This window comes from Brevibacterium sp. CCUG 69071 (assembly GCF_021023135.1).
Classification (GTDB): domain Bacteria; phylum Actinomycetota; class Actinomycetes; order Actinomycetales; family Brevibacteriaceae; genus Brevibacterium.
The window spans coordinates 145,129-166,099 of the sequence record NZ_PGFV01000007.1 but is presented as its reverse complement, the minus strand read 5'-3'; the positions used below and the strand labels follow the sequence as shown (position 1 = coordinate 166,099).

The 20,971-nt window shown below is 67.1% G+C and carries 17 protein-coding genes; 7 read left to right on the top strand and 10 right to left on the bottom strand.

The annotated features are described in order from the left end of the window. Positions 1 to 223: 223 nt before the first annotated feature. Complete coding sequence (locus CV023_RS16910) at positions 224 to 1,891, top strand: hypothetical protein (RefSeq protein WP_230748043.1); 1,668 nt, start codon at positions 224 to 226, stop codon at positions 1,889 to 1,891. Positions 1,892 to 2,159: 268 nt separating this feature from the next. On the opposite strand, the gene purQ is transcribed toward CV023_RS16910, so the two are convergent. The 9 genes from purQ to purD form a co-directional block, all read right to left on the bottom strand. Continuing rightward, positions 2,160 to 2,900, bottom strand: a complete 741-nt coding sequence (purQ, locus tag CV023_RS16905) for a phosphoribosylformylglycinamidine synthase subunit PurQ (protein ID WP_230748041.1) — start codon at positions 2,898 to 2,900, stop codon at positions 2,160 to 2,162. Then, positions 2,897 to 3,154: a phosphoribosylformylglycinamidine synthase subunit PurS gene (purS, locus tag CV023_RS16900; protein WP_230748039.1), complete on the bottom strand. Its 258-nt coding sequence runs from the start codon at positions 3,152 to 3,154 to the stop codon at positions 2,897 to 2,899. The genes purQ and purS overlap by 4 nt, the downstream gene beginning before the upstream one ends. A 90-nt stretch (positions 3,155 to 3,244) precedes the next feature. Further along, a complete protein-coding gene (locus tag CV023_RS16895; protein WP_230748037.1) occupies positions 3,245 to 4,666 on the bottom strand; it encodes an NAD(P)/FAD-dependent oxidoreductase in 1,422 nt (473 codons plus the stop codon). 79 nt (positions 4,667 to 4,745) lie between these two features. Continuing rightward, positions 4,746 to 5,609, bottom strand: a complete 864-nt coding sequence (locus tag CV023_RS16890; protein WP_230748036.1) for an ABC transporter permease — start codon at positions 5,607 to 5,609, stop codon at positions 4,746 to 4,748. A gap of 1 nt (position 5,610) precedes the next feature. Then, the gene (locus tag CV023_RS16885; RefSeq protein ID WP_230748030.1) at positions 5,611 to 6,567 is read right to left on the bottom strand and encodes an ABC transporter permease; all 957 of its coding nucleotides are present in this window, start codon (positions 6,565 to 6,567) and stop codon (positions 5,611 to 5,613) included. Beyond that, positions 6,564 to 7,727: a polyamine ABC transporter substrate-binding protein gene (locus CV023_RS16880; protein ID WP_230748028.1), complete on the bottom strand. Its 1,164-nt coding sequence runs from the start codon at positions 7,725 to 7,727 to the stop codon at positions 6,564 to 6,566. Before CV023_RS16880 ends, CV023_RS16885 begins: the two co-directional genes overlap by 4 nt. A 1-nt stretch (position 7,728) precedes the next feature. Next, positions 7,729 to 8,916: an ABC transporter ATP-binding protein gene (locus CV023_RS16875; protein ID WP_230748026.1), complete on the bottom strand. Its 1,188-nt coding sequence runs from the start codon at positions 8,914 to 8,916 to the stop codon at positions 7,729 to 7,731. After that, positions 8,913 to 10,562, bottom strand: a complete 1,650-nt coding sequence (locus CV023_RS16870; RefSeq protein ID WP_230748024.1) for an amidohydrolase — start codon at positions 10,560 to 10,562, stop codon at positions 8,913 to 8,915. The genes CV023_RS16875 and CV023_RS16870 overlap by 4 nt, the downstream gene beginning before the upstream one ends. A gap of 495 nt (positions 10,563 to 11,057) precedes the next feature. Beyond that, positions 11,058 to 13,328, bottom strand: coding sequence for a phosphoribosylamine--glycine ligase (purD, locus tag CV023_RS16865; protein ID WP_230748022.1), 2,271 nt, complete (start codon positions 13,326 to 13,328; stop codon positions 11,058 to 11,060). A gap of 33 nt (positions 13,329 to 13,361) precedes the next feature. Between purD and CV023_RS16860 the strand changes: the two genes are divergently transcribed. The 4 genes from CV023_RS16860 (at position 13,362) to CV023_RS16845 (ending at position 17,494) form a co-directional block, all read left to right on the top strand. Beyond that, positions 13,362 to 14,624 carry an asparaginase gene (locus tag CV023_RS16860; protein WP_230748020.1) on the top strand — a complete coding sequence of 421 codons (1,263 nt, stop codon included), beginning with the start codon at positions 13,362 to 13,364 and terminating at the stop codon, positions 14,622 to 14,624. Beyond that, positions 14,602 to 15,003 (top strand): sterol carrier family protein, encoded by a 402-nt coding sequence (locus CV023_RS16855; RefSeq protein WP_230748018.1) that lies wholly within the window; start codon positions 14,602 to 14,604, stop codon positions 15,001 to 15,003. Before CV023_RS16860 ends, CV023_RS16855 begins: the two co-directional genes overlap by 23 nt. After that, positions 15,000 to 16,442: an aldehyde dehydrogenase family protein gene (locus CV023_RS16850; protein WP_230748016.1), complete on the top strand. Its 1,443-nt coding sequence runs from the start codon at positions 15,000 to 15,002 to the stop codon at positions 16,440 to 16,442. Before CV023_RS16855 ends, CV023_RS16850 begins: the two co-directional genes overlap by 4 nt. 122 nt (positions 16,443 to 16,564) lie before the next feature. After that, positions 16,565 to 17,494, top strand: coding sequence for an EamA family transporter (locus CV023_RS16845; RefSeq protein ID WP_230748013.1), 930 nt, complete (start codon positions 16,565 to 16,567; stop codon positions 17,492 to 17,494). Between the two features lie 168 nt (positions 17,495 to 17,662). Here the strand turns inward: CV023_RS16845 and CV023_RS16840 are convergent, their stop codons facing one another. Beyond that, positions 17,663 to 18,643: a universal stress protein gene (locus tag CV023_RS16840; RefSeq protein ID WP_230748012.1), complete on the bottom strand. Its 981-nt coding sequence runs from the start codon at positions 18,641 to 18,643 to the stop codon at positions 17,663 to 17,665. Positions 18,644 to 18,880: 237 nt separating this feature from the next. Here CV023_RS16840 and CV023_RS16835 point away from each other — a divergent pair, with 237 nt between their 5' ends. Together CV023_RS16835 and purF are read left to right on the top strand one after the other, a co-directional pair. Beyond that, the gene (locus CV023_RS16835; protein WP_230748011.1) at positions 18,881 to 19,444 is read left to right on the top strand and encodes a hypothetical protein; all 564 of its coding nucleotides are present in this window, start codon (positions 18,881 to 18,883) and stop codon (positions 19,442 to 19,444) included. A gap of 44 nt (positions 19,445 to 19,488) precedes the next feature. Beyond that, a complete protein-coding gene (purF, locus tag CV023_RS16830; protein WP_230748010.1) occupies positions 19,489 to 20,970 on the top strand; it encodes an amidophosphoribosyltransferase in 1,482 nt (493 codons plus the stop codon). Position 20,971: the final 1 nt, after the last annotated feature.

Below are 20,971 nucleotides of genomic sequence, written 5' to 3'. Positions count from 1 at the left end.
CAATGGCAGGCTCGAACACCTTCGGGGATCAGCCCTCGGGTTCCGCAACCTCACGCATTACATCGCGAGGTGCTTACTCGAGTCCGGTGGTTTCAGACCGGTTCTACACTCTCGTTTACGATGAGCCACTAAACGACCAAAAGTCGCCGACTGTATGACTACATGCGTACGGTCCCAGCCATAACCACATACGGCAGCCAGAATGAACTCTGGAGGGATCATCATGAAACGGCTGGCACTGGCAGCTGCCGTCGCCCTGACGGCGTCCACGATCGGGGTGGCCCCGGCAGCTGCAGAGACAACGGACAGCACGACCGAGCTCGCGGCCCAGGAGGCATCGCCGTCTCCGGGAGAGGACGCGACCGACGGCGAGGATCAGAACACCGGCGAGGACACGAGCACAGGCTCGAAGGACGGGGAGGACTCGGCGGACTCCGACGAGACCACCCCGCCGGATGATAAAGCCGACGAAGCCGAAGGCAGCGAGAATGGCTCCGAGGAATCCGAGCCGATCGATGCCTCGCTCTCCCTCGACAAGACGGAGATGACCGTCGACGAGGCGGCCAAGGCGATTCCGTACACCGTCACCGGTCTCAAGGCCGGGGACACCGTGACCGCCGAGCCGGGCGAAGGCGGTGCACACACCGTCGACAGCGACGGAACGTTCAAGGGAGAGCTCCGCGGCAACACCGAGCTGAAGGAGGGCGCCGTCCTCGACGTCACCGTGACCGTCGCCCGCGAGGGTCAGGAGTCGAAGACACTTACCGACAGCGTGGAGATCACCGCCGACGATGATGACTCCGACGTCGGTCTCAGCGTCGACCCTGAGAGCCAGGGCATCGATACTTTCCTCGACAACGGAGTCGGCATGACCATGTCGAACTGTGAACCCGGACAAGAAGTGAAGTTCGAGATTCACGCCGCCGACGACCCCGACCAGTTCTACTGGGAGGACACGCAGAAGGCCGATGAGGACGGCGCATCTTTCATGACCTTCATCCCAGGAACCGGAGCCGACGGCTGGATCGGTGACTTCGTCGCCACCGCCACTTGCGGTGACCAGAGTGCCGATGCGTCCTTCACAGTGACCGAGGACGGCGACGAATCGGATGCGGATCTGACTGTCACGCCGAAGACTCAGAAGCTGCAGGACTTCCTCAACAATGGTGTCAACATCACTCTGGTCAACTGCCATGTCGATTCAGACGTGACGTTCCGTGTGAGTACCAAGCGCGACCCCGACACCGAGATCTGGAAGGAGACTCAGAAGGCAGGTGAAGATGCGGCCGGATCCGTGCAGTTCACACCGGACGGCGATGGAGGGGCTGGATGGGCAGACGAATTCCTCGTCATGGCCTCCTGCGCCGACAAGAGCGCAGAGACCACATTCACGGTCACCGACGACGGCAGCGTCCTCGACCCGAAGCTCTCGATCGACCCGACCGAGATCTCCGGCGCGGACTTCGCCAACCGTGAAAAGGGGGTCAGTCTCACGGCCACCGAGTGCGCAGCGGACGCGGAGGTCAACTTCCAGGTCTGGGACCAAGACTCCTCGAACAAGCTCTATGACCAGACGACCACGACCAATGAGGAGGGTGTTGCTGGGGTTCAGGTCTACGGCCTCGAAGACCGGCCCGAGGCCTACGTCGGCACCTACGAGGTGACTGCCGTGTGCATGGAGCAGAGTATGGACGGAAAGTTCGTCGTCACTGTCGAAGGATCCGGAGGAGGCTCCGGCGGAGGTGCGGGCGACGTCGGTGACTCCGACAACGCCGGCTCGATGCCGCGCACCGGAGCCGAACTCACCGGACTCGGAGTCGGTGCCCTGCTCGTCATCGGCGGAGCGCTATCGATTCTTGTGGCTCGTCGCCGCGGGATGCTCGGGCGGTGACCGGTGACCCGTCGGGTTGGTGACCAGTCCCGGCCCGACGGCGCGAACCAACACTGACCGAGCAGCGATCGTCCCCGGTTCCTCGCACATCTGGGAAGGAACCGGGGAAGATCCGTGTGCGCCGCGGACGCAATTCCGGTGGGCAGGAAAGTGCCCTGCAGTCGAGGATAACGATCCGATCATCGACAATGCCCCACAGAAACCGCGCCGGCAGACGAGAACGCTTGGGGCGACGCAATCTGCGGTGGGCCGACTCAGCTGGAGCCGGTCAGTTCCCGCTCACGAGGGTCCGCACGGCCGAGGAGAAGAACCCCTGGCCGTCGATCCCGCCGCCGTCCTCGGGGCCGAAACCGGCCTCGACGGCGTGCTCGGGGTGGGGCATGAGGCCGACGACGTTTCCGGCCTCGTTCGTGATTCCCGCGATGTTACGCAGGGACCCGTTGGGGTTGAGTCCCTGGTAGCGGAAGACCACTCGTCCGGTGGATTCGAGCTCGTCGAGGACCTCGTCGGTGGCGACGAAGCCGCCCTCACCGTTCTTCAGCGGGATCCGGATGGTCTGGCCCTGGGTGTAATCACCGGTCCAGGCCGTGTTCGCGTTCTCCACGACGAGCTCCTGGTCGCGGCAGATGAAGTGCTGGTGGTCGTTGCGGATGAGCGCCCCGGGCAGCAGATGGGATTCGCAGAGGATCTGGAATCCATTGCAGATGCCGAGCACCGGCATGCCGGCATTCGCCGCAGAGACCACGGCCTCCATGATCGGTGCGAATCCGGCGATGGCCCCGCAGCGCAGGTAGTCCCCATAGGAGAAGCCGCCGGGCAGGATGACCCCGTCGACACCGGACAGCGTCGCATCGGCGTGCCACAGGTTGACCGGCTTCGCCCCGGCCAGTCGGACCGCGCGTGCGGCATCACGGTCATCGAGCGTTCCGGGGAACGTGACGACGCCGATCGAGACTCCGGACTCGGCTCCCGCCTCGGCGACGGAAGGATCGTTGGCAACTGCGGTCATCGGGCGTCCTCGGCGACGCGCACGGCGACGACGTTTTCGATCACCGGATTCGACAGGAGCTTCTCGGCGGCCTCACGGGCCTGCGCGAGGACTTCATCGGTGGCCTCGCCGTCGACCTCGAGTTCGAATCGCTTGCCCTGCCGGACCTCACCGAACCCGGTGAAGCCGAGTCGGGTCAATCCACCGGAGATCGCCTTGCCCTGAGGGTCCAGGATCTCGGGCTTGGGCATCACCTCAACGACGACACGTGCCATGCGTGTTCTGCTCCTTCATGAAAGTCTCGGGACGTCCTCCCGCGCTCGCCGAGAGTCTATCAAGTGCCGCGGGCGCGAGCGGTCACCGTCTCAGGAGTCGAAGCCCATGCCTACGGCGTCGAGGACCTTGAGCAGCGGACCGCGCTTGCCCTCGTTCTCATCGGCCTTGATCAGCGCGTTCGTCGTCAGGGTGATGCCCAACCACGCCACAGGCTCCGGCGGGAACGGCAGCGGCAGCCTGCGCACCATCTCCAGGCGGGTCAGCTCGGTCTCCTCACCGGAGAGCAGATCGAGCATGACCGTGCCCGCGAATCGTGAGGCACCCACGCCGAGGCCGGTGAACCCAGCCGCCATGGCTACCTTCTGACCGTAGGCCGTGGTGAAGAAGGAGAAGAAGCGCGAGCAGGTGTCGATCGCCCCGCCCCACTTGTGGCTGAACCTCAGACCTTCGAGCTGCGGGAAGGTGGTGAAGAAATGCTCGGCGAGGGTATCGAAGGTCTCCGGCCGCTGGTCGTACTTCCACGAGACTCGCCTGCCGTAGTGGTAGACGGCGTCCCAGCCGCCGAACAGGATCCGGTTGTCGGCGCTCAGCCGGTAGTAGTGGAAGCGGTTCGCGCAGTCCCCGATTCCCTGCCGTCCGTCCCAGCCGATCGCGGCCAGCTGGGCCTCGGTCAGGGGTTCGGTCATGAGCGCGTAGTCGTAGACGGGGACCGTGTGCAGGCTGACCCGCTTCAGCAGCGAGGGGAACACGTTCGTCGCCAGGGCCACGCGGTCGGCGGTGATGGTGCTGCAGGACGCCGCCCGACAGTCGTCCAGAGTCTCGGCGGTCACCTTCGTCGTGAGCAGGACCGTGGAGCGCCGGTCGCTGACATCGGTGACCTTCGTGCCTTCGTAGACCTCGACGCCGAGTTCGCGGATAACGCGAAGCAGCTCCCAGCACAGCTTCGCCGGGTTGACCATAGCGACCTCGCGGGAATCCCACAGAGCCCCCTTGTAGGTCGGTGACTTCACGACCTGGGCGAGCTCCTTCTGGTTGTAGAAGATGAACCCCGCTTCCGGGTCGTGGGCATCTCGCAGCTCGGCGACCTGGTAGTCCTCGGTGGCGACGTCGAGTTCACCGGTGCGTTCGAACTCGACGTCCATGCCGTAGCGGGCCACAGCGGCTTCGATCTCATCGAGGTTCTCTCGTCCCAGCTCGGCCAGGCGCTCGTTCTCCTTCGGCAGGTGGGCTTCGCCGTTGTCGTAGCCGTGGGTGAGGCTGGCGGCGCAGAACCCGCCGTTGCGCCCCGAGGCGGCCCATCCGACCGAGTTCGCCTCGAGCAGGACGACATGCCGGTCGGGATCGCGTTCCTTGGCCTGCAGGGCGGTCCACAGTCCGGTGAAGCCGCCGCCGACGACGAGGAGGTCGGCGGAGATGTCGCGGCCCAGCGGCGGGAGCGGCTGCGGGCGTTCGTCGGTGTCGAGCCAGAACGGCACGGTGGAGGCGTCGGCCAATGCGGCTTTGACGTTCATTGCACTTCTCAATCTGCCTTGCGGCATCAGATATCGGTCATACGGCATCAGGGATCTGTCTAGCGGGGAATCTCGGTCCTCACCCGGCCATGGTCTTGATGATCTCCGTCGAACTTCCGCCTGCCTTTCGCAGCACGAAGCCTACGAAGGCCAGGGCCAGCAGCGTGAGCAGGAACATCACGGTCGACATCGCCGCGACCTCGGGGCGCAGCGCCACACGCACGGCGGAGAAGATGTAGACCGGCCACGGCGTGTACCCGGGCTGCTGGACGAAGCTCGAGAGGATCGTGTTGTCGAGGCTGACCGTGAACGACATCAGCGCACCGGCGAGGATGCCGGGAGCCGCGATCGGCAGCGTGATGTCCTTGAACCGGTTCCACGGACTCGCCCCGAGGTCCGCGGCCGCGTCCTCGAGCTGCGTGTCGATGCCGGCCAACCGGGCACGGACGATGAAGGTGACGATCGCCATCGAGAACATCGCATGGGAGATGATCAGCCTGACCAGGCCGTTGTTGAGCGGTGTGATGCCCCAGTCGACGCCGACGGTGACGAACCACGGCAGGAACGAGATGCCGTCGACGATCTCTGGGGTGACCAGGGTGAGCCCAAGGATCGCCGTCAGCCCGAGTGCCCACCAGGCGCCCTTCGGCGCCCTGGCCAGGGCCACTCCGCCCAGCGTCCCGAAGATCGTGGAGACGAGCGCCGCACCCACGGCGGCCTGGAGGCTGGTGACGATCGAGGAGATGATGATGTCGTTGTTCAGCCCTGAGATGTAGGCCTCGAGGCCGAAGCCGCGGAAGTTCGCGAGCACCTTGCCGTTGTTGAACGAGTAGGCGATGATCACCGCGATCGGGATGAACAGGTACGCGAAGACGAGGATGCCCCAGACGTGGAGCCCGATGTCCGTGGGCGTGCGTCGGGCGAAGGTGTTCTTACGTGACATCTCAGGCCCTCCCATCTGTCAGCGGCACGCTGTTCAGCCTCGCCGCGATCGTCTGCCCCAATTTGAGCAGCCCGAAGCCGATTCCGACCACCGCCAGGGTCGAGAGGATGAGGATCATCGCCATCGCCGCACCGACCGCCCAGTTCTGAGCGGTGTTGAACTGGTTGGCGATGAGCTGACCGACCATCGATCCGCTCGCCCCGCCCAGGACGGTCGCCGTGACGTAGTCGCCGTTGAGGGGGATGAAGACGAGCAGGCAGCCGGAGACGACACCGGGCATCGCCATCGGCAGGGTCACCCGCAGAAACGTCTTCACCTTCCCCGCGCCGAGGTCGTAGCTGGCTTCGCGCAGCTTCTGACCCGAGGCGTCGATGGCGACGAAGAGGGGCAGGATCATCAGCGGCAGATAGTTGTAGACGACGCCGATCTGCACGGCCGAGCGGGTGTAGAGAATGTCGAGCGGAGCGTCGAGGAGGCCGAGTCCCTGCAGCCAGTTCGAGAGGAACCCGTCGGGGGAGAGCATGATCTGCCAGCCCAGGGTGCGGACGAGGAAGTTCGTCCAGAACGGCACCATCACCAAAGCCAGGGCCAGCGACCGTCTGGCCGGGGAGACCTTGATGGCCAGCCAGTAGGCGAAGGGCAGGGCGATGAGCAGGCACAGGATCGTGCCGAGGATCGAGATCCGCAGGGTCGCGAAGAATGTGGAGACGAAGCTTGCTGACATCGCCTCCGGATAGCGGTCGAAGGACAGCTGATCGGTGGCGATGGCGGTGAACTCATCGGGCTTGTAGCCGAAGCTGTAGAAGATGACCAATGCCACCGGGATGATGAAGAAGAACAGCGCATACGCCCAGGTCGGAAACGACATCGCTGAGGCCCCGAAGAATCTCGTCGACATGCCGCCGGGTTTCACAGGTTTCTTCCTCGCTGGTGTCGAAGTCGGTGTTCGGGTGCTCATGCTCCGCTCCTTGCCTGCGCATCAGCGAAGATCTTCGTGCGGATCTGATCGGCCGGCGTCTGCTTGCTGGGTTCGAGTCGGTCGAGGACCTCCTGGGTGGGGAAGATGAGATCGCGTTCGTCGATATCGGCCTCCTTGGCCAGCTCGGCCAGGCCCTTCGTGCCGATCGGGTAGCCGATGTAGTCGAGTTGGTCGACTGCGGTGTCCGGGGAGATCATGTGGTTGATGAAGGCGTGTGCGGAGTCTGGGTGCGGGGCGCCGGTGGCGATCGCCCAGCAGTCGGTCCACAGATTCGCCGAGGGGGTCGGGAACACGTATTTCCAGTCCTCCGGGTTCGGCACCTCGGACAGGCCCTGGCGGGCGTCGCCGTTGAAGGCCTGCAGCAGGGTGAAGCTGCCCTGGATCATGCCGGTGGCGACATTGCCGATATAGGCCTTCGTGTTCGGCGCCAGCTGGTCGACGATGATCGTGCGCGCCTCATCGAGCTCGCCCTCGTCCTCGGTGTTGAGGCTGTAGCCGAGCGCGGCCAGGGCGATGGCCGAGACCTCCCACGGGTCCTCGAGCAGAGAGGTGGTCCCCGCGCCCTCCTTCTGCGCGGCATCGATGAAGTCCTGCCAGCTCGTCATCTCGTGAGTGATCGTCTTCGTGTCGTAGACGAAGCCGGTGGTGCCCCAGGCCTTGCAGATCGAATACCGGTTGTCCGGGTCGAAGTACTGGTTCGTGAAGTTCGGGTCGATGTGCTCGAAGTTCGGGATGAGATCCATCTGCAACTCCTGGAGCAAGTCGTGCTCGAGCATCTGCGGAATGTTCGACCCCGTCGGCACCACCACGTCGTAGCCCGAGGTTCCGCGCGAGGTTGAGAGCTTCGCGATGAGCTCCTCATTCGATCCGTAGGAGTCGACCTGGACGAGCACGTCGTTCTGCGCCTTGAAGGCCTCGATGAGTTCGGGGTTGTCGTAGTCGCCCCAGGAGTAGAGGTTGAGCTTCGACTCGAGCTCACCGTCCGTGGCCGGGGACTCCGCCATCTTCGTGTTCCGTCCGCAGGCCGACAGTGCACCCAGTCCGGCGACCCCGAACCCGGCCAGCAGTGCGCGTCGGGTCAGTCTCGCCGAGGCGGTCCTCGGCGCCAGGAATGTCACATCGGGTCGTCGTCTGACCATCTCAGGCACCGTCCCCACCGGCCGGCGCGGACGCACCGTCTTCGTAGCCGTAGACGGCCACGTCGTCGGCATCCCAGCTGAGGTCCACCTCGGCGCCGGCGGCCAGCAGCTCATTGCCGGTCGCGGGCACGCGGGCGAGGATCTCGTCGTTGTCGCCGACGATGATCATGTACTGGATGACGTCTCCGAGGAAGGACACCGACATCACCGTCCCGCGGGCGGAGTTCGTTCCCGGTCCCTCCTGGCCGGCCGGAGCCACGCGCATACGTTCGGGGCGGATGGCCACCCGCACCCGTTCGCCGACGCTCAGGGTCCCGGCAGTCCCCGACGCCGAGGCGGGTCGCCGGTTCAGGGACGAGGCCTCCATGATCGCGTTCGCCGTGCGCAGGCGCGCGGTGCCGGACTCGGCGGCGACCACCTCGGCGGGGACGAAGTTCTGTTTGCCGATGAACCCGGCGACGAAGCCGTTGACCGGGTTCGCGTAGATGTCCTCCCCGGACCCGATCTGCTGGATCACGCCGTTGTACATGACGACGATGCGGTCGCTCATCGCCAGCGCCTCGTCCTGGTCGTGGGTGACGAAGACGAAGGTGGTGTCCAACCTCGTGTGCAGGCGCTTGAGTTCGAGCTGCATCTCCTCGCGCAGCTTCCGGTCGAGCGCCGACATCGGCTCGTCGAGGAGAAGCACCTGCGGGCGGTTGACCAGGGCCCGGGCCAGTGCGATGCGCTGCTGCTGACCGCCGGAGAGCTGTTCGGGCTTGCGCCCGGCGAAGTCCTCCATCTGCACCAGCGCGAGGACCTCGCGGACGCGCTCGGCGATCTCGGGCTTCGGGGTCTTCGACTGCTTGAGCCCGTAGGCGATGTTGTCGGCGATGTTCATGTGCGGGAACAGCAGATACGACTGGAACACCGTGTTGACCGGTCGCCGGTGCGGCGGGAGGGAGACGATGTCCCTGCCTCCGAGGAGGATCGCACCGTCGGTGGGGACTTCGAAGCCGGCGATCATGCGCAGCAGGGTGGTCTTGCCGCAGCCCGACGGTCCGAGCAGGGAGAGGAACTCGCCCTTGCGCACGGACAGGTCGAGGCGTTCGATCGCCGTGTTCTCGCCGAAGACCTTCTTCACGCCCTGGATCTCGAGGTGCTCGAACTGCGTGGTCGCCGAGGTGTCGGCCTGAGCTGTGCTGGTCATGATTGCCTTTCAGCGTCGTCGGCTGGGATGGTCGAGGTGCGGCTGTGGAGCCGGGCCGCGTCGTGGACGATGCGGCCGCCGGCGATCGTCAGCTCGGTGGTGATGCCGGCGATCTGTGTGGGATCGAGGGCGAAGGGGTTCCTACTCGCCAGGGCGAGGTTCGCCGGTGCGCCCGCGCGGATGGTGCCGTTGGCCTCCGAGCGCAGCAGGTGCGCCGAACCGGAGGTGTAGGCGGTCAATGCCGTGGACAGGTCGATCGCCTGCTCGGGCAGCAGAGGTGCGGGGTCCCCGGCGCTCGGGTGGCAGCGGTTGAGGGCGACGTGGATGGCTTCCCACGGATTCGCCGTCGACACCGGCCAGTCCGATCCCATCGCCAGGTGGGTGCCCGCCTCGGCAAAGGAGGCGAAGGGGTAGAGCCAGGTGCTGCGCTCGGGCCCGAGGACGGGGAGATTGAGGTCGATCATCTGCTGGTCGTGGCAGGCCCAGAGCGCCTGCAGGTTCGCGGTGATCCCGAGTTCGGCGAAGCGGGGCACGTCGATCGGGTCGACGACCTGGACGTGGGCGATGTGATGGCGGGCGTCGCTGCCGGCGCTCGCCCCGATCGCTGCGAAGGCGTCGAGTGCGGCCTTGACCGCAGCGTCGCCGATCGCGTGGCAGTGGATGTCGAAGCCGGCGGCGTCGAGGGCGGCGAAGGAGCGTTCGAGGTGTTCGCGGGTGAAGTAGCTGGTGCCGAATCCGCCGCACGCGCAGGCGTACTCCGCGCTCATCGCGGCTGTCTGCGATTCGACGATGCCGTCGAGCATGAACTTCACCGAGGTGGTGCGGAAGCCTCCCTCGGTGCGGCGCAGCCTCAGCAGCCGGTCGACCTCGGCGTCGATGTCCTCGACGTCACGGGGCCACCACAGGCTCCCGACCACCTCGGCGCGCAGATCGCCCGTCCGCTCGGCCTCGACATAGGTCTCGAAGGGGGAGCGGTGGCCGGAGTAGTCGCCGACGATGGCATCCATCCACGCGGTGACGCCGAGCGAGTGGAGATAGGACTGTCCGGCGAGCAGTCCGGCGCGGATCACTTCGTCCGCGGCCGGGGGAATGTAGGCGGAGACGAGGTCCATGGCGGATTCGTGCAGGCAGCCGGTGGGTTCGCCGATGTCGTTGCGGACGATGACGCCGCCGGGCGGGTCCGGGGTGGTGATGTCGATGCCGGCGAGAGCCAGGGCCGCCTGGTTCACCCAGGCCGAATGGTGGTCGGCGCTGAGCAGGAACATCGGACGATCCGGGCTGACTTCGTCGAGGATGTCCGCGGTCGGTGCCCCGCCGGGGAAGCCGGCCATCGACCAGCCGCCGCCGGTGACCCAGACCTGGGTCTTCGTCAGGTGGAGGCGGATGAGGTCGAGCGTCTCCTCGAGGTCCTGCGCCCCGCTGATGTCGCAGGCCAGGGATTCCTGACCGCCGAAAGTCGTGTGCACATGAGCGTCGACGAATCCGGGGGTGAGCAGCGCTCCGGTGGCGGTGATGGTGCGCGGGGCTGGCTCGGCGGCTTCGCCGGTGCCGATCTCGGTGACGATGCCACCGCGGATGCTCACCCGGTTTGCGGGCAGGAGGGAGTGACCGTCGAAGATGCTGACGTCGAGGATGTCGAGGTCCATGGCTGCCTCCCGACTGCGATGCCGAAGATCAGGCGAAGACGCGCCGGACGCGCTCCGCAGAATGTCAGTCTAAGTCCGGGTCGCGGCGTCCAATAGGCCTTCTGCCCAGCCGTTATCCGTTCGTGTTCGACGAATGACCTGCATGGGTTCTCCTGCTGGTCAGCGAGGATGCGCCGCGGGTGTGCGGGAGCATGACTCGCCGTGTCGTCGACCGGACCGGGGAGTGTGTTCCCGGTCACTAACGGAACACCTTAGCCCACCGCCGAGGTGGAATCCACCGAATCCGTTGTGTGAGACGGTTTGCGGAGTCGGAAGTTTCAGCGGGAGCGTTTACCGGGTGCGGGATCAGTATCCGTAGGTGCGGTTATCGCGGGCGGGTGGGCAGTGCTCTCGCCTGCGCCGATAGGTCAGGGAACCGAGACGAAAACACGATTCGCCTCGGTTCTCTGACCTATTCGCAGGGCAGGGGAGCGGGATTCGCTCCGCGGTGAGCACTCAGCCGGGGAACGTCTCTCCGGTGAGCTTCTCGAAGGCCTCGATGTAGCGGGCGCGGGTCTTCTCGACCACCTCGGCGGGCAGGGCCGGGGGAGGAGTGTCAGAGGACTTGTCCCACCCGGATTCGGTGGTCAGCCAGTCGCGGACGAACTGTTTGTCGAAGCTCGCCTGCGCCTGTCCCGCCTGGTACCTCGAGGCGTCCCAGAAGCGGGAGGAGTCGGGGGTGAGCACCTCATCGCCGAGCACGACCGTGCCGTCGGGCAGCGTCCCGAACTCGAACTTCGTGTCGGCGAGGACGATGCCGCGCTCGCGGGCGATGGCCTCGGCACGCTGGTAGATCTCGATCGTGAGATCGCGGATCACCGAGGCGGTGCCATCCCCGATGGTCTCGGCGACCTGGTCGAAGCTGACGTTCTCGTCGTGATCGCCGAGCTCCGCCTTCGTCGCGGGGGTGAAGATCGGCGGTTCGAGACGGTCGGCCTCGACGAGTCCTGCGGGCAGGCGGATGCCGCACACGGAGCCGGTCGCCTGATAGTCGGCCATGCCCGAACCCGTGAGGTAGCCGCGGGCCACGCATTCGACGGGGATCATCGACAGGTTCTTCACGATCAGTCCCCGTCCGGCCACGGCGGCGGGCACATCGGAGCTGATGACGTGGTTGCCGATGAGCTCGGCGAGCTGGTCGAACCACCACAGGCTCAGTCCGGTGAGCACCTTGCCCTTGTCGGGGATCTCGGTGTCGAGCACCCAGTCGTAGGCGGAGATGCGGTCGGAGGCGACCATGAGCAGCCGCTCGGCCGAGGCCGCATCGGCGGCACCCTCGGGGATGTAGAGGTCGCGGACCTTGCCCGAGTACACGTGCGTCCAGCCCGGCAGCTCGGGGGCGTTCGTGTCGAGTCCGGTCGCCGGCGCCGAGGTGGTTGCCGGCTCCCCGTAGATCTCGGGCAGTTGGATGCGTCCCCGGGCGGCCGCCTCGGCGATATCGGTCCGGTGCTGCTCACCGTCCCATCGGATCTCGTCCACGGCCGCATAGGCCTTGGCCCGTGCCTCGTCGAGGTCGGTGCCCAGAGAGACCACGGAGAGCACGCGCCCGCCGGAGGTGACGATGTCGCCGGTCTCGGCGATGTCCTCGGTGATCACGGCATCCTCGGGGGCGAACCCGCCGCTCGGGCCGGTGGCCAGGGCGGTGCCGGCGTGGAGGACGCTGATGTCATCGAGTCCGTCGGCGGTTTCGAGACCGCGGATGATGTCGCCGGCCGAAGGTGTGCCCGGATAGTTCTCGGCGGCCATGACCACGGTCACCGAGGTGCGCGGATCCCACTCGAATTCGCCCACCTCGTCGAGACGACCCTCGGCGGCGGCGAGCATGGTCTGGCCCAGCGGGGAGGCCAGACGCGCGAGCACCGACTGGGTCTCCGGGTCGCCGAAGCGGACGTTGAACTCGACGACGCGCAGGCCCTTCGAGGTCAGCGCCAGACCGCAGTAGAGCAATCCGACGAACGGGGTGCCGCGCTTGGTCATCTCGTCGACGACCGGCTGGGCGACGGTGGACACGATCTCATCGACAGTGCCGGCGGGCAGCCATGGCAGCGGGGAGTAGGCGCCCATGCCGCCGGTGTTCGGGCCGGTGTCGCCGTCGCCGATGCGCTTGAAGTCCTGCGCGGGAGCCAAGGGCAGGGTGTGCTGCCCGTCGCAGAGGACGAAGAGGGAGACCTCGGGGCCGTCGAGATAGTCCTCGATGACGACCCGGTCGGAGACCTCGAGGCAGGAGGTGGCATGCGCCAGGGCCTCATGGCGATCGGAGGTGACGACGACGCCCTTGCCGGCGGCCAGGCCATCGGCCTTGACCACGTGCGGGGCACCGAATTCGGCCAGGGCCGCGGCCGCCTCGTCGACGGAGTAGGCGACCACCGCGCGGGCGGTGGGCACGCCGGCGGACTCCATGATCTCCTTCGCGAAGGCCTTCGAACCCTCGAGCGCCGCGGCGTGGGAGCTGGGGCCGAAGACCGGGAACGACGCCTCCCGCAGGGCGTCGGCGACCCCGGCGACCAGCGGAGCTTCGGGCCCGATGACGACGAGGTCGACGTCGAGGGTCTCCGCCAACGCGGTCACGGCGGCGGCATCGTTCGCATCGACCGCCTCGGTGTGGGCGATCTGCGCGATCCCGGGGTTGCCGGGAGCGGCGATGACGGCGTCGACCTGGGGGTCGCGGGAGAGAGCAAGGACGAGGGCGTGTTCACGGGAGCCCGAACCGATGACAAGAACCTTCACACCACCAGCCTATAAGGTCGTAGGCTTGAGTGCGTGACTCGTTCCACCTTCACCCCCGCCGAGGCGGCCGAACTCGCCGTGGTCATCCGCGGCGGATTCGTCGAATCCCGGCACATCGGATCCGCCGTCGTCCTCGATCCCAGTGGTTCACCGGTGCTGAGCCTCGGCGCGCCCGCCGTCCCCGTCTTCACCCGTTCGAGCCTCAAACCGTTGCAGGCGATCGCGGCGATGAGCCTCGGTGCGCGCCTCGAGGGCGTCTCGGCCGCGCTGGCGAGTGCCTCCCACAAGTCCGAGGCCGGGCACGTCGAGGTCGTCGAGCGGATGCTCGCCGATGTCGGTCTGACCGACTCGGACCTCAGATGCCCCTCCGCCCATCCGGCCGACGGGTCCTTCCGGCGCAGCCTCCAGGCCAAAGGCTTCAGCGGGGAGTCGGGACTCATCGACCCGAAGTCGCGCCTGTACTTCAACTGCTCCGGCAAGCACGCGGCCTTCCTCGCAGCCGCCGTCGCCCAGGGGGCCAGGACCGCCGACTACCTCGACCCGGCACATCCGGTCCAGGCCAAGGTCGCCGAGGTGGTCGAGACCTTCGCGGACGAGACTCCCGCGGCCGTGGGCATCGACGGCTGCGGTGCCCCGGTGTTCGCGCTCAGCCTGCTCGGACTCGCGAGAGCGATCGGCCGGGTCGTGCGCTTGGGCAGCGGCGACGGGTCCGTCGCGGACGGGGTGAACCGGCACGGCGCGGACGGGGTGGACGGGTCCGTCGCGGACGACGTCGACCCGGGCACCGCCTCGGCGCCGGAATCATCGTCTGACTACACGGTTTACACGGCCTACGCTGCCGAGGCCCGCACCCTCATCGACGCAGTCTTCGCCCACCCCTGGGCGATCGAGGGACATGGGCGACCGAACTCCACGGTCATCGACCGCCTCGGCGTCTTCGCCAAGGGCGGAGCCGAAGGCGTCATCGTCATGGCCACGAAGACCGGCTACTCGGTGGCACTCAAATGCCTCGACGGATCCTCCCGAGCCACGGGACTCGTGGCGCTGCGGCTGCTCGAGAAGGCGGGAGCCTTCGCCCGGTCAGGTGCGGGCGCCGAGGACGGGGCCGCCTCGGCGTCGGATCCCGTCATCACCGAGGAACTGCTGGCGCAAGTGATCGCGGCGATCACCGAGCCCGTCACCGGCGGCGCGGATTCCGAGGGGCGGACGGCGGTTGTCGGGCGCACCGACCTGGGTGAAGATGTGAGCCAAGGATCGAGAGGGAGACGGACTGATGGCGATTCGCAGAAGAATTGACCCTGTCGAGGGGCGCAACGCCCTCGAGATGTGGGTGGCGCACGCGCACACAGACGCGGTGCCGGCTGATCGGGCGACCCTGGCCACGGCCGTGCGGTTCACGCTCGAGGAGCTCGCCGACCGCGCCGAGGGCAACAGCGTCGAGGTTCGGGTCCCGCCCTTCGGCGTCACCCAGTGCATTCCCGGGCCCCGGCACACTCGCGGGACCCCGCCGAACGTCGTCGAGACCTCCGCACAGGTGTGGCTGGAGATCGTGACCGGAGCGACCGACTTCTCTGCCGCGCTCGCCGAAGGCCGGGTCGACGCCTCGGGCACCCGCGCCGACATCGGAGATTTCGTCCCCCTGTACACCCGGGAAGAACTGGAAGGCCGACGATGAGCGCGCAGATCACCCAGACCACCTCCTTCATCGGGGGTCGCCATGTTCCCTCCCTGACCACCTACGCCAACATCGACCCGGCCACGGGCGACCACCTCGGCGACGTCTCCCGCGGTGGGGCCGACGAGGTCGACCGTGCGGTCAAGGCCGCCGCCCGGGCGCAGCAGGAGTGGAAGCGCTCGAGTCCCGAGCAGCGCTCGAAGCTGCTCGTGGCCACCGCCGAGGTGGTCCGGGCCAACCGTGACGAGCTCGCCCGGCTCGAATCCGAGGACACCGGCAAACCCCTGACCCAGGCCTACGCCGACGTCGATGTCTGCGCCCGCTACTTCGAGTTCTACGGTCACACCATCGAGTCGTACTACGGGCATCAGATCCCGCTCGGTGAGGACATGCACGTCTACACTCGCCGCGAACCCTATGGGGTGACCGGGCACATCGTGGCCTGGAACTATCCGCTGCAGCTCATCGGCCGGGCGGCGGCGACCTCCCTGGCCACCGGCAACTGCGCGGTCGCCAAACCCGCCGACGAGACTCCGCGCTCGACCGTGCGGCTGGCCGAACTCATCCATTCCGTGGGCTTCCCCGCCGGGGCGTTCAACGTGGTCACCGGGCTCGGGGCCGAAGCCGGAGCCGCCCTGTCCGCCCACCCCGGAGTGGCGCATCTCGGGTTCGTCGGGTCCACGCAGATCGGCTCGGCCATCGCCCACGCCGCCGCGGATCGGGTGGTGCCGACGGTCCTCGAGCTCGGCGGCAAGTCCGCGAACATCGTCTTCGCCGATGCCGACATCGACGCCGCGATCCCGTCCCTGGTCCGGTCGATCATCCAGAACGCCGGTCAGACCTGCTCGGCCGGGTCCCGGCTCATCGTCGCCCAGGACGTCCACGCCGAGGTGGTCGAGAAGATGGCGGCAGCGATGGAGCAGGTGACCATCGGCTACGGCCTCGACGATCCGATGCTCGGCCCGCTCGTCTCCGCGAAGCAGCAGTCCCGGGTCGAGGGCTTCCTGTCCCAGGTCGGCAGCGGCCAGATCATCACCGGCGGCACCCGGCCCGAAGGGCTGGCCGCCGACCTCGCCGGCGGGGCTTTCGTCCGTCCCACCCTCGTGGACAATGTGTCACCCGGTTCGACGATCGCCCAGGAGGAGATCTTCGGCCCTGTGGTCGTGGCCATGACCTTCGGTGACGAGGAGGAGGCCGTGGCCCTGGCCAACGGCACCGATTACGGGCTGATCTCGGCCGTGTGGACCCAGAACATCTCCCGGGCACACCGGGTCGCCGCCGAGGTGGACGCCGGGCAGATCTTCGTCAACACCTATGGTGCCGGCGGGGGAGTCGAGCTGCCCTTCGGCGGTTTCAAGAAGTCCGGCTACGGGCGCGAGAAGTCCATTGAAGCCTTCGACGAATACACGCAGACGAAGACCGTCGCCGTGAAGCTGTGAGGCCGTGAAGCTGTGAGGTCGGCCGGCACGGGCATCGCGGTGGGGGCGGGGCCTGCGGTGGAGCCGAGGCTCGCGCCGCTGCGTGGTCGTGTACCTGCGCCGCCGCATGGTCGCGTGTCTCGATGACTCCTGCTGTCCTCGCTCTGGTCCTCGGCGCCTCGTTCGCCCACGCCCTGTGGAATCTTGCGGCGAAGTCCGTGTCCGGGAAGGGGTATGCCTTCGTCCTTGCCTATCACGGGCTCTCCGCTCTCCTGCTCGCCCCGATCGCGAACTGGCTGCTCGTTTCCGGTGCGCACACCCTCAACTGGGGACTCGTAGCGGCGGCGGTGCTCTCGGCGATCTTCCACATCGCCTACTCGGTCTCTCTGCAGTCCGGCTACGACCATGCTCCGCTGGGAGTGGTGTATCCGGCCGCCCGGGGGATCGGGCCGGTGATCACGATCATCATCGCCGTGGCCTTCCTCGGCGAGCGGCCGACGATCCCGGAGATGCTCGGCGGCTTCGTCGTCATCGCCGGCATCGCGGTCGTCACGGTGCGTCCGCGGGGAGTGCCGAGCCGGCAGCGCGTGGATACCGCCGCGACTGCCGATGCCTCCCCGCATGCGTCCGGGGTCCGTCGCGGCCTGGCCTGGGGCGGACTGATCGGGGCGTTCATCGCCTGCTACACCCTGTGGGATGACTTCGCGGTCAACCACATCACCGATTCGCCGCTGCTCTACTTCGCCGTCTCCGAATCCTGCGTAGCGATCATCATGGCAGCGGGCATCGTCACCGTTCCCGGCGGAGCAGGACGGCGGGCCGACTTCCTCTCGATCCTCCGCGAGCACAAGAGAGCGCTGGTCACGGTCGCGATCCTCTCGCCCCTGGCGTACCTGCTCGTGCTCTATGCGATGCAGCGGGCGCCGGTGGCTCTCGTCGCCCCGGTGCGGGAGACCTCGATCATCGTCGGCACCCTGCTGGCCTGGTGGTTCTTCGGGGAGAGGAACATCGCGGCGAAGCTCATCGGGGCCGTGATCGTCGTCGCCGGCATCGCCCTCATCGCCCTCGGCTGAGCTCCGCTGGCTGTCGCCACCGCAACCGCAACCGCAACCGCAACCGCTGCCACCGCGACAACCGCTTGCCAGAAGACCCTGCGCTACGGACTAGTTCACTGCGCTGGGTCTTCTGGCAAGCTGCTGGTGCGGCCACGCGACCGGCAGGTGCTCAGCGTCAGCCGGAGTTCAGCGGCGGCGGGTGGGCTTACGGCGGGTGACGCGGACGACTCGGACCGGGCACACCGCATGGGAGAGCACACCCTGGGAGGTCGAGCCGAGGATCGTCGAGATGAAGCCGCCGCGGCCGCGGGAGCCGATGACCATGAGCTCGGCGGAGTAGGTGGCGCTGACGAGGACCTCGGTGGACGGGGCGTCGAAGACCGACCAGCGGACGGCCACCTCGGCGAAATCCTCGGCCAGGCTCGCCGCGGCCAATTCGCTCGCCGTCGCCGCTTCGTCGTACATCTTGGTCAGATGCTCTTCGCTCGGCAGCCATTCGGGGGAGAGGATGTGGGTGGCGGTGACCCCGACGAGGTGGAGCGGCAGTCCGTAGAACCGCGCCTGCGCCGCAGCCTCCCGCAGAACCGGGGTGTCCGTCTCGAACGGATCGATCCCGGCCACGACCTCACCGGAGAACACGGGGCGCTCGGCACCGGAACCCGCGGATACGGTCTGCGCGTTCGAGGAACGGACCGGCAGCTCGATGGGCAGCGGAGTCTCGGGCATCACCCGCTCCGGCCAGGTGCTCGGGATCACCACGGTCGGGCAGTGGGCGTGGGCGGGCATCGCCAGAGCCACGGAGCCGAGGAGCCGACCGGCGAATCCGCCGCGACCGCGGGCGCCGATGACGGCGAGGTCGGCGTTCTTCGAGTTCTCGACCATCACCCCGGAGGCATCCCCGGGCGCCACCATCGTCGACACGGGAACCCCGGCCTCGGTGACGAGCTCTGCGGCCGCCTCGGTGATGTCATGGACCGATTTCTTGACCGCAGTGTCGAAGTCGGCGGGATAGACGATGTCGGCCTGGCTCATATTCACCCCGGGCACCGTGTATGCGGATACAAGCCGGATCTCGGCGGAGGTCAGCCGCGCATGGCGGATCGCCCAGGTGAGAGCACACTGGCTGTTGGTGGAGCCGTCGATGCCGACGATGATCGTATGAGACATGTCCAAGCCTTCGTGAGTGGGTGTCCGGTTCGGCGTGCTTGATCTGGTGCCTGTCCCCAGTTTATGGGATCGGCACGGATTATTGGGGGCTGTGACCGGGGATGAGACCGAAGGTGAGACGAGGACGGACCATCGGGACTGCCTGAGAACCGGCTCAGGAGATCTCGATTAGACTGTCCGCGACGTGTTCAGCCGGGCATCCGACCCGGAGCAGACCCCGCATCGCCCAAGGAGATCATGAAGGACCAGATCGACGTCGCCGTTCGTCGCAGCCCCAAGTACTCGGTATTCATGGGTCTCGGCGCGGTCCTCGGCGTCGTGGTCACCGGTGTACTCGCACTGTTCGTCGACCCTGCTGCGATGCCCACCGGCTACACCGTGTCCAAAGGGCTCGGGCTGATGCTGCTCGTCCTCGGTGTCGGCGGTCTCTTCCTCGGTGGGTTGCTCGCCCTCATCCTCGACTGGATCGGTCGGCGTCGGGCCAAGCAGTTCCGGGTCGAGGCGCAGATCGATATGGTCGATGATCCGAAAGAGATCGCGCGCCGTCGCCTCGCCGAGGTGCGGGGCGAGGGTCCCGATGCAACCGACTCTGCCGGCCCCGACGCTCCCGATGCGACCGACCATTCCGTTCCGGACATGGCCGACCCCTCCGCTCCCGATGCGACCGACTCTGATGTCGCCGGTGTCGCCTCCGGTTCCGCCGATTCCGCATCGTCCGAGCGTGGCGGGGAACCTGCCGACGCCGAGGCGGTCGAGCCCGATGAGAGGCCCCGGAGCCAGGAGCCCGGTTCCACAGTCTGATCACGCGTGAGAATCGACCGCGGCGATGTGAGACAATTTCACGCGTGGCAAGAGGAGACGGGCAGCTGACGCACGAAATCAACCCCCTGGACCGTGGACCGCAGGATGAATGCGGAGTATTCGGAGTCTGGGCCCCCGGCGAGGAAACCGCCAAACTCACCTACTTCGGGCTCTACGCCCTGCAGCATCGCGGACAGGAATCCGCGGGCATCGCCGCCAGCAACGGCAAACAGATCCTCATCTATCGCGATATGGGCCTGGTCTCACAGGTCTTCCACGAACGCGACCTGGATCTGCTGCAGGGGCACATCGCTCTGGGGCACACGCGCTATTCGACGACGGGTTCGCCCTCGTTCGAGAACGCCCAACCGACCCTCGGGCCGACCCCCTTCGGCACCGTGGCGCTCGCGCACAACGGAAACCTGACGAACTACGACGAGCTCGAGGCGATGGCCGACGGCCGCCGCGACGATGCCACGAAGCTCGTCGAAGAGGCCACGAAGAAGACCGCCCGAACAAGACCCTTCCGTGATTCCTCGAACGACACCTCGCTGGTCACCGAGCTGTTCGCGACCGAAGGCGGAGCCGACCTCACCGAGGCGGCGCTGACGCTGCTGCCCAAGGTCGACGGCGCGTTCTCGCTGGCGTTCATGGACGAGAACACGCTCTACGCCGCCCGCGACCGGCACGGGGTCCGCCCCCTGTCGCTGGGTCGGCTGGAGAACGGCTGGGTCGTGGCCTCGGAGACCGCGGCCCTCGACATCGTCGGTGCCACCTTCGTCCGCGACGTCGAACCCGGTGAGCTCATCGCCATCGACGAGGACGGGCTGCGCTCCTACCGCTTCGCCGAGGCCGAGCACGCCCGCTGCGTGTTCGAGTACGTCTACCTGGCCCGCCCCGACAGCATGCTCAACGGCAAGAACGTCCACGCCGCCAGAACCCAGATGGGCCGCCAGCTCGCCGATGAGTACCCCGTCGACGCCGACCTCGTCATCGCCACTCCCGAATCGGGAACACCGGCCGCCGTCGGCTATGCCGAGCAGTCCGGGATCCCCTTCGGACAGGGACTGATGAAGAACGCCTACGTCGGCCGCACCTTCATCCAACCCTCGCAGACGCTGCGCCAGCTGGGCATCCGGCTCAAGCTCAACCCGCTGCGGGAGAACATCGAGGGCAAACGCCTCGTCGTCGTCGACGATTCGATCGTGCGCGGCAACACCCAGCGGGCGCTGATCCGCATGCTGCGTGCCGCAGGCGCGAAGGAGATCCACGTACGCATCTCCTCACCCCCGGTGAAGTGGCCGTGCTTCTACGGCATCGACTTCGCCACCCGTGCCGAACTCATCGCCAACGGCCTGACGACCGATGAGATCCGGGACAACCTCGGCGCCGATTCGCTTGGTTACATCTCACTCGACGGCATGATCGCCGCAACCCAGCAGGAGCGCAGCCAGCTGTGCACCGCCTGCTTCTCCGGTGAATACCCGATTCCCGTCAACAACACCCCCGCCGACAAAGGATGCTGAG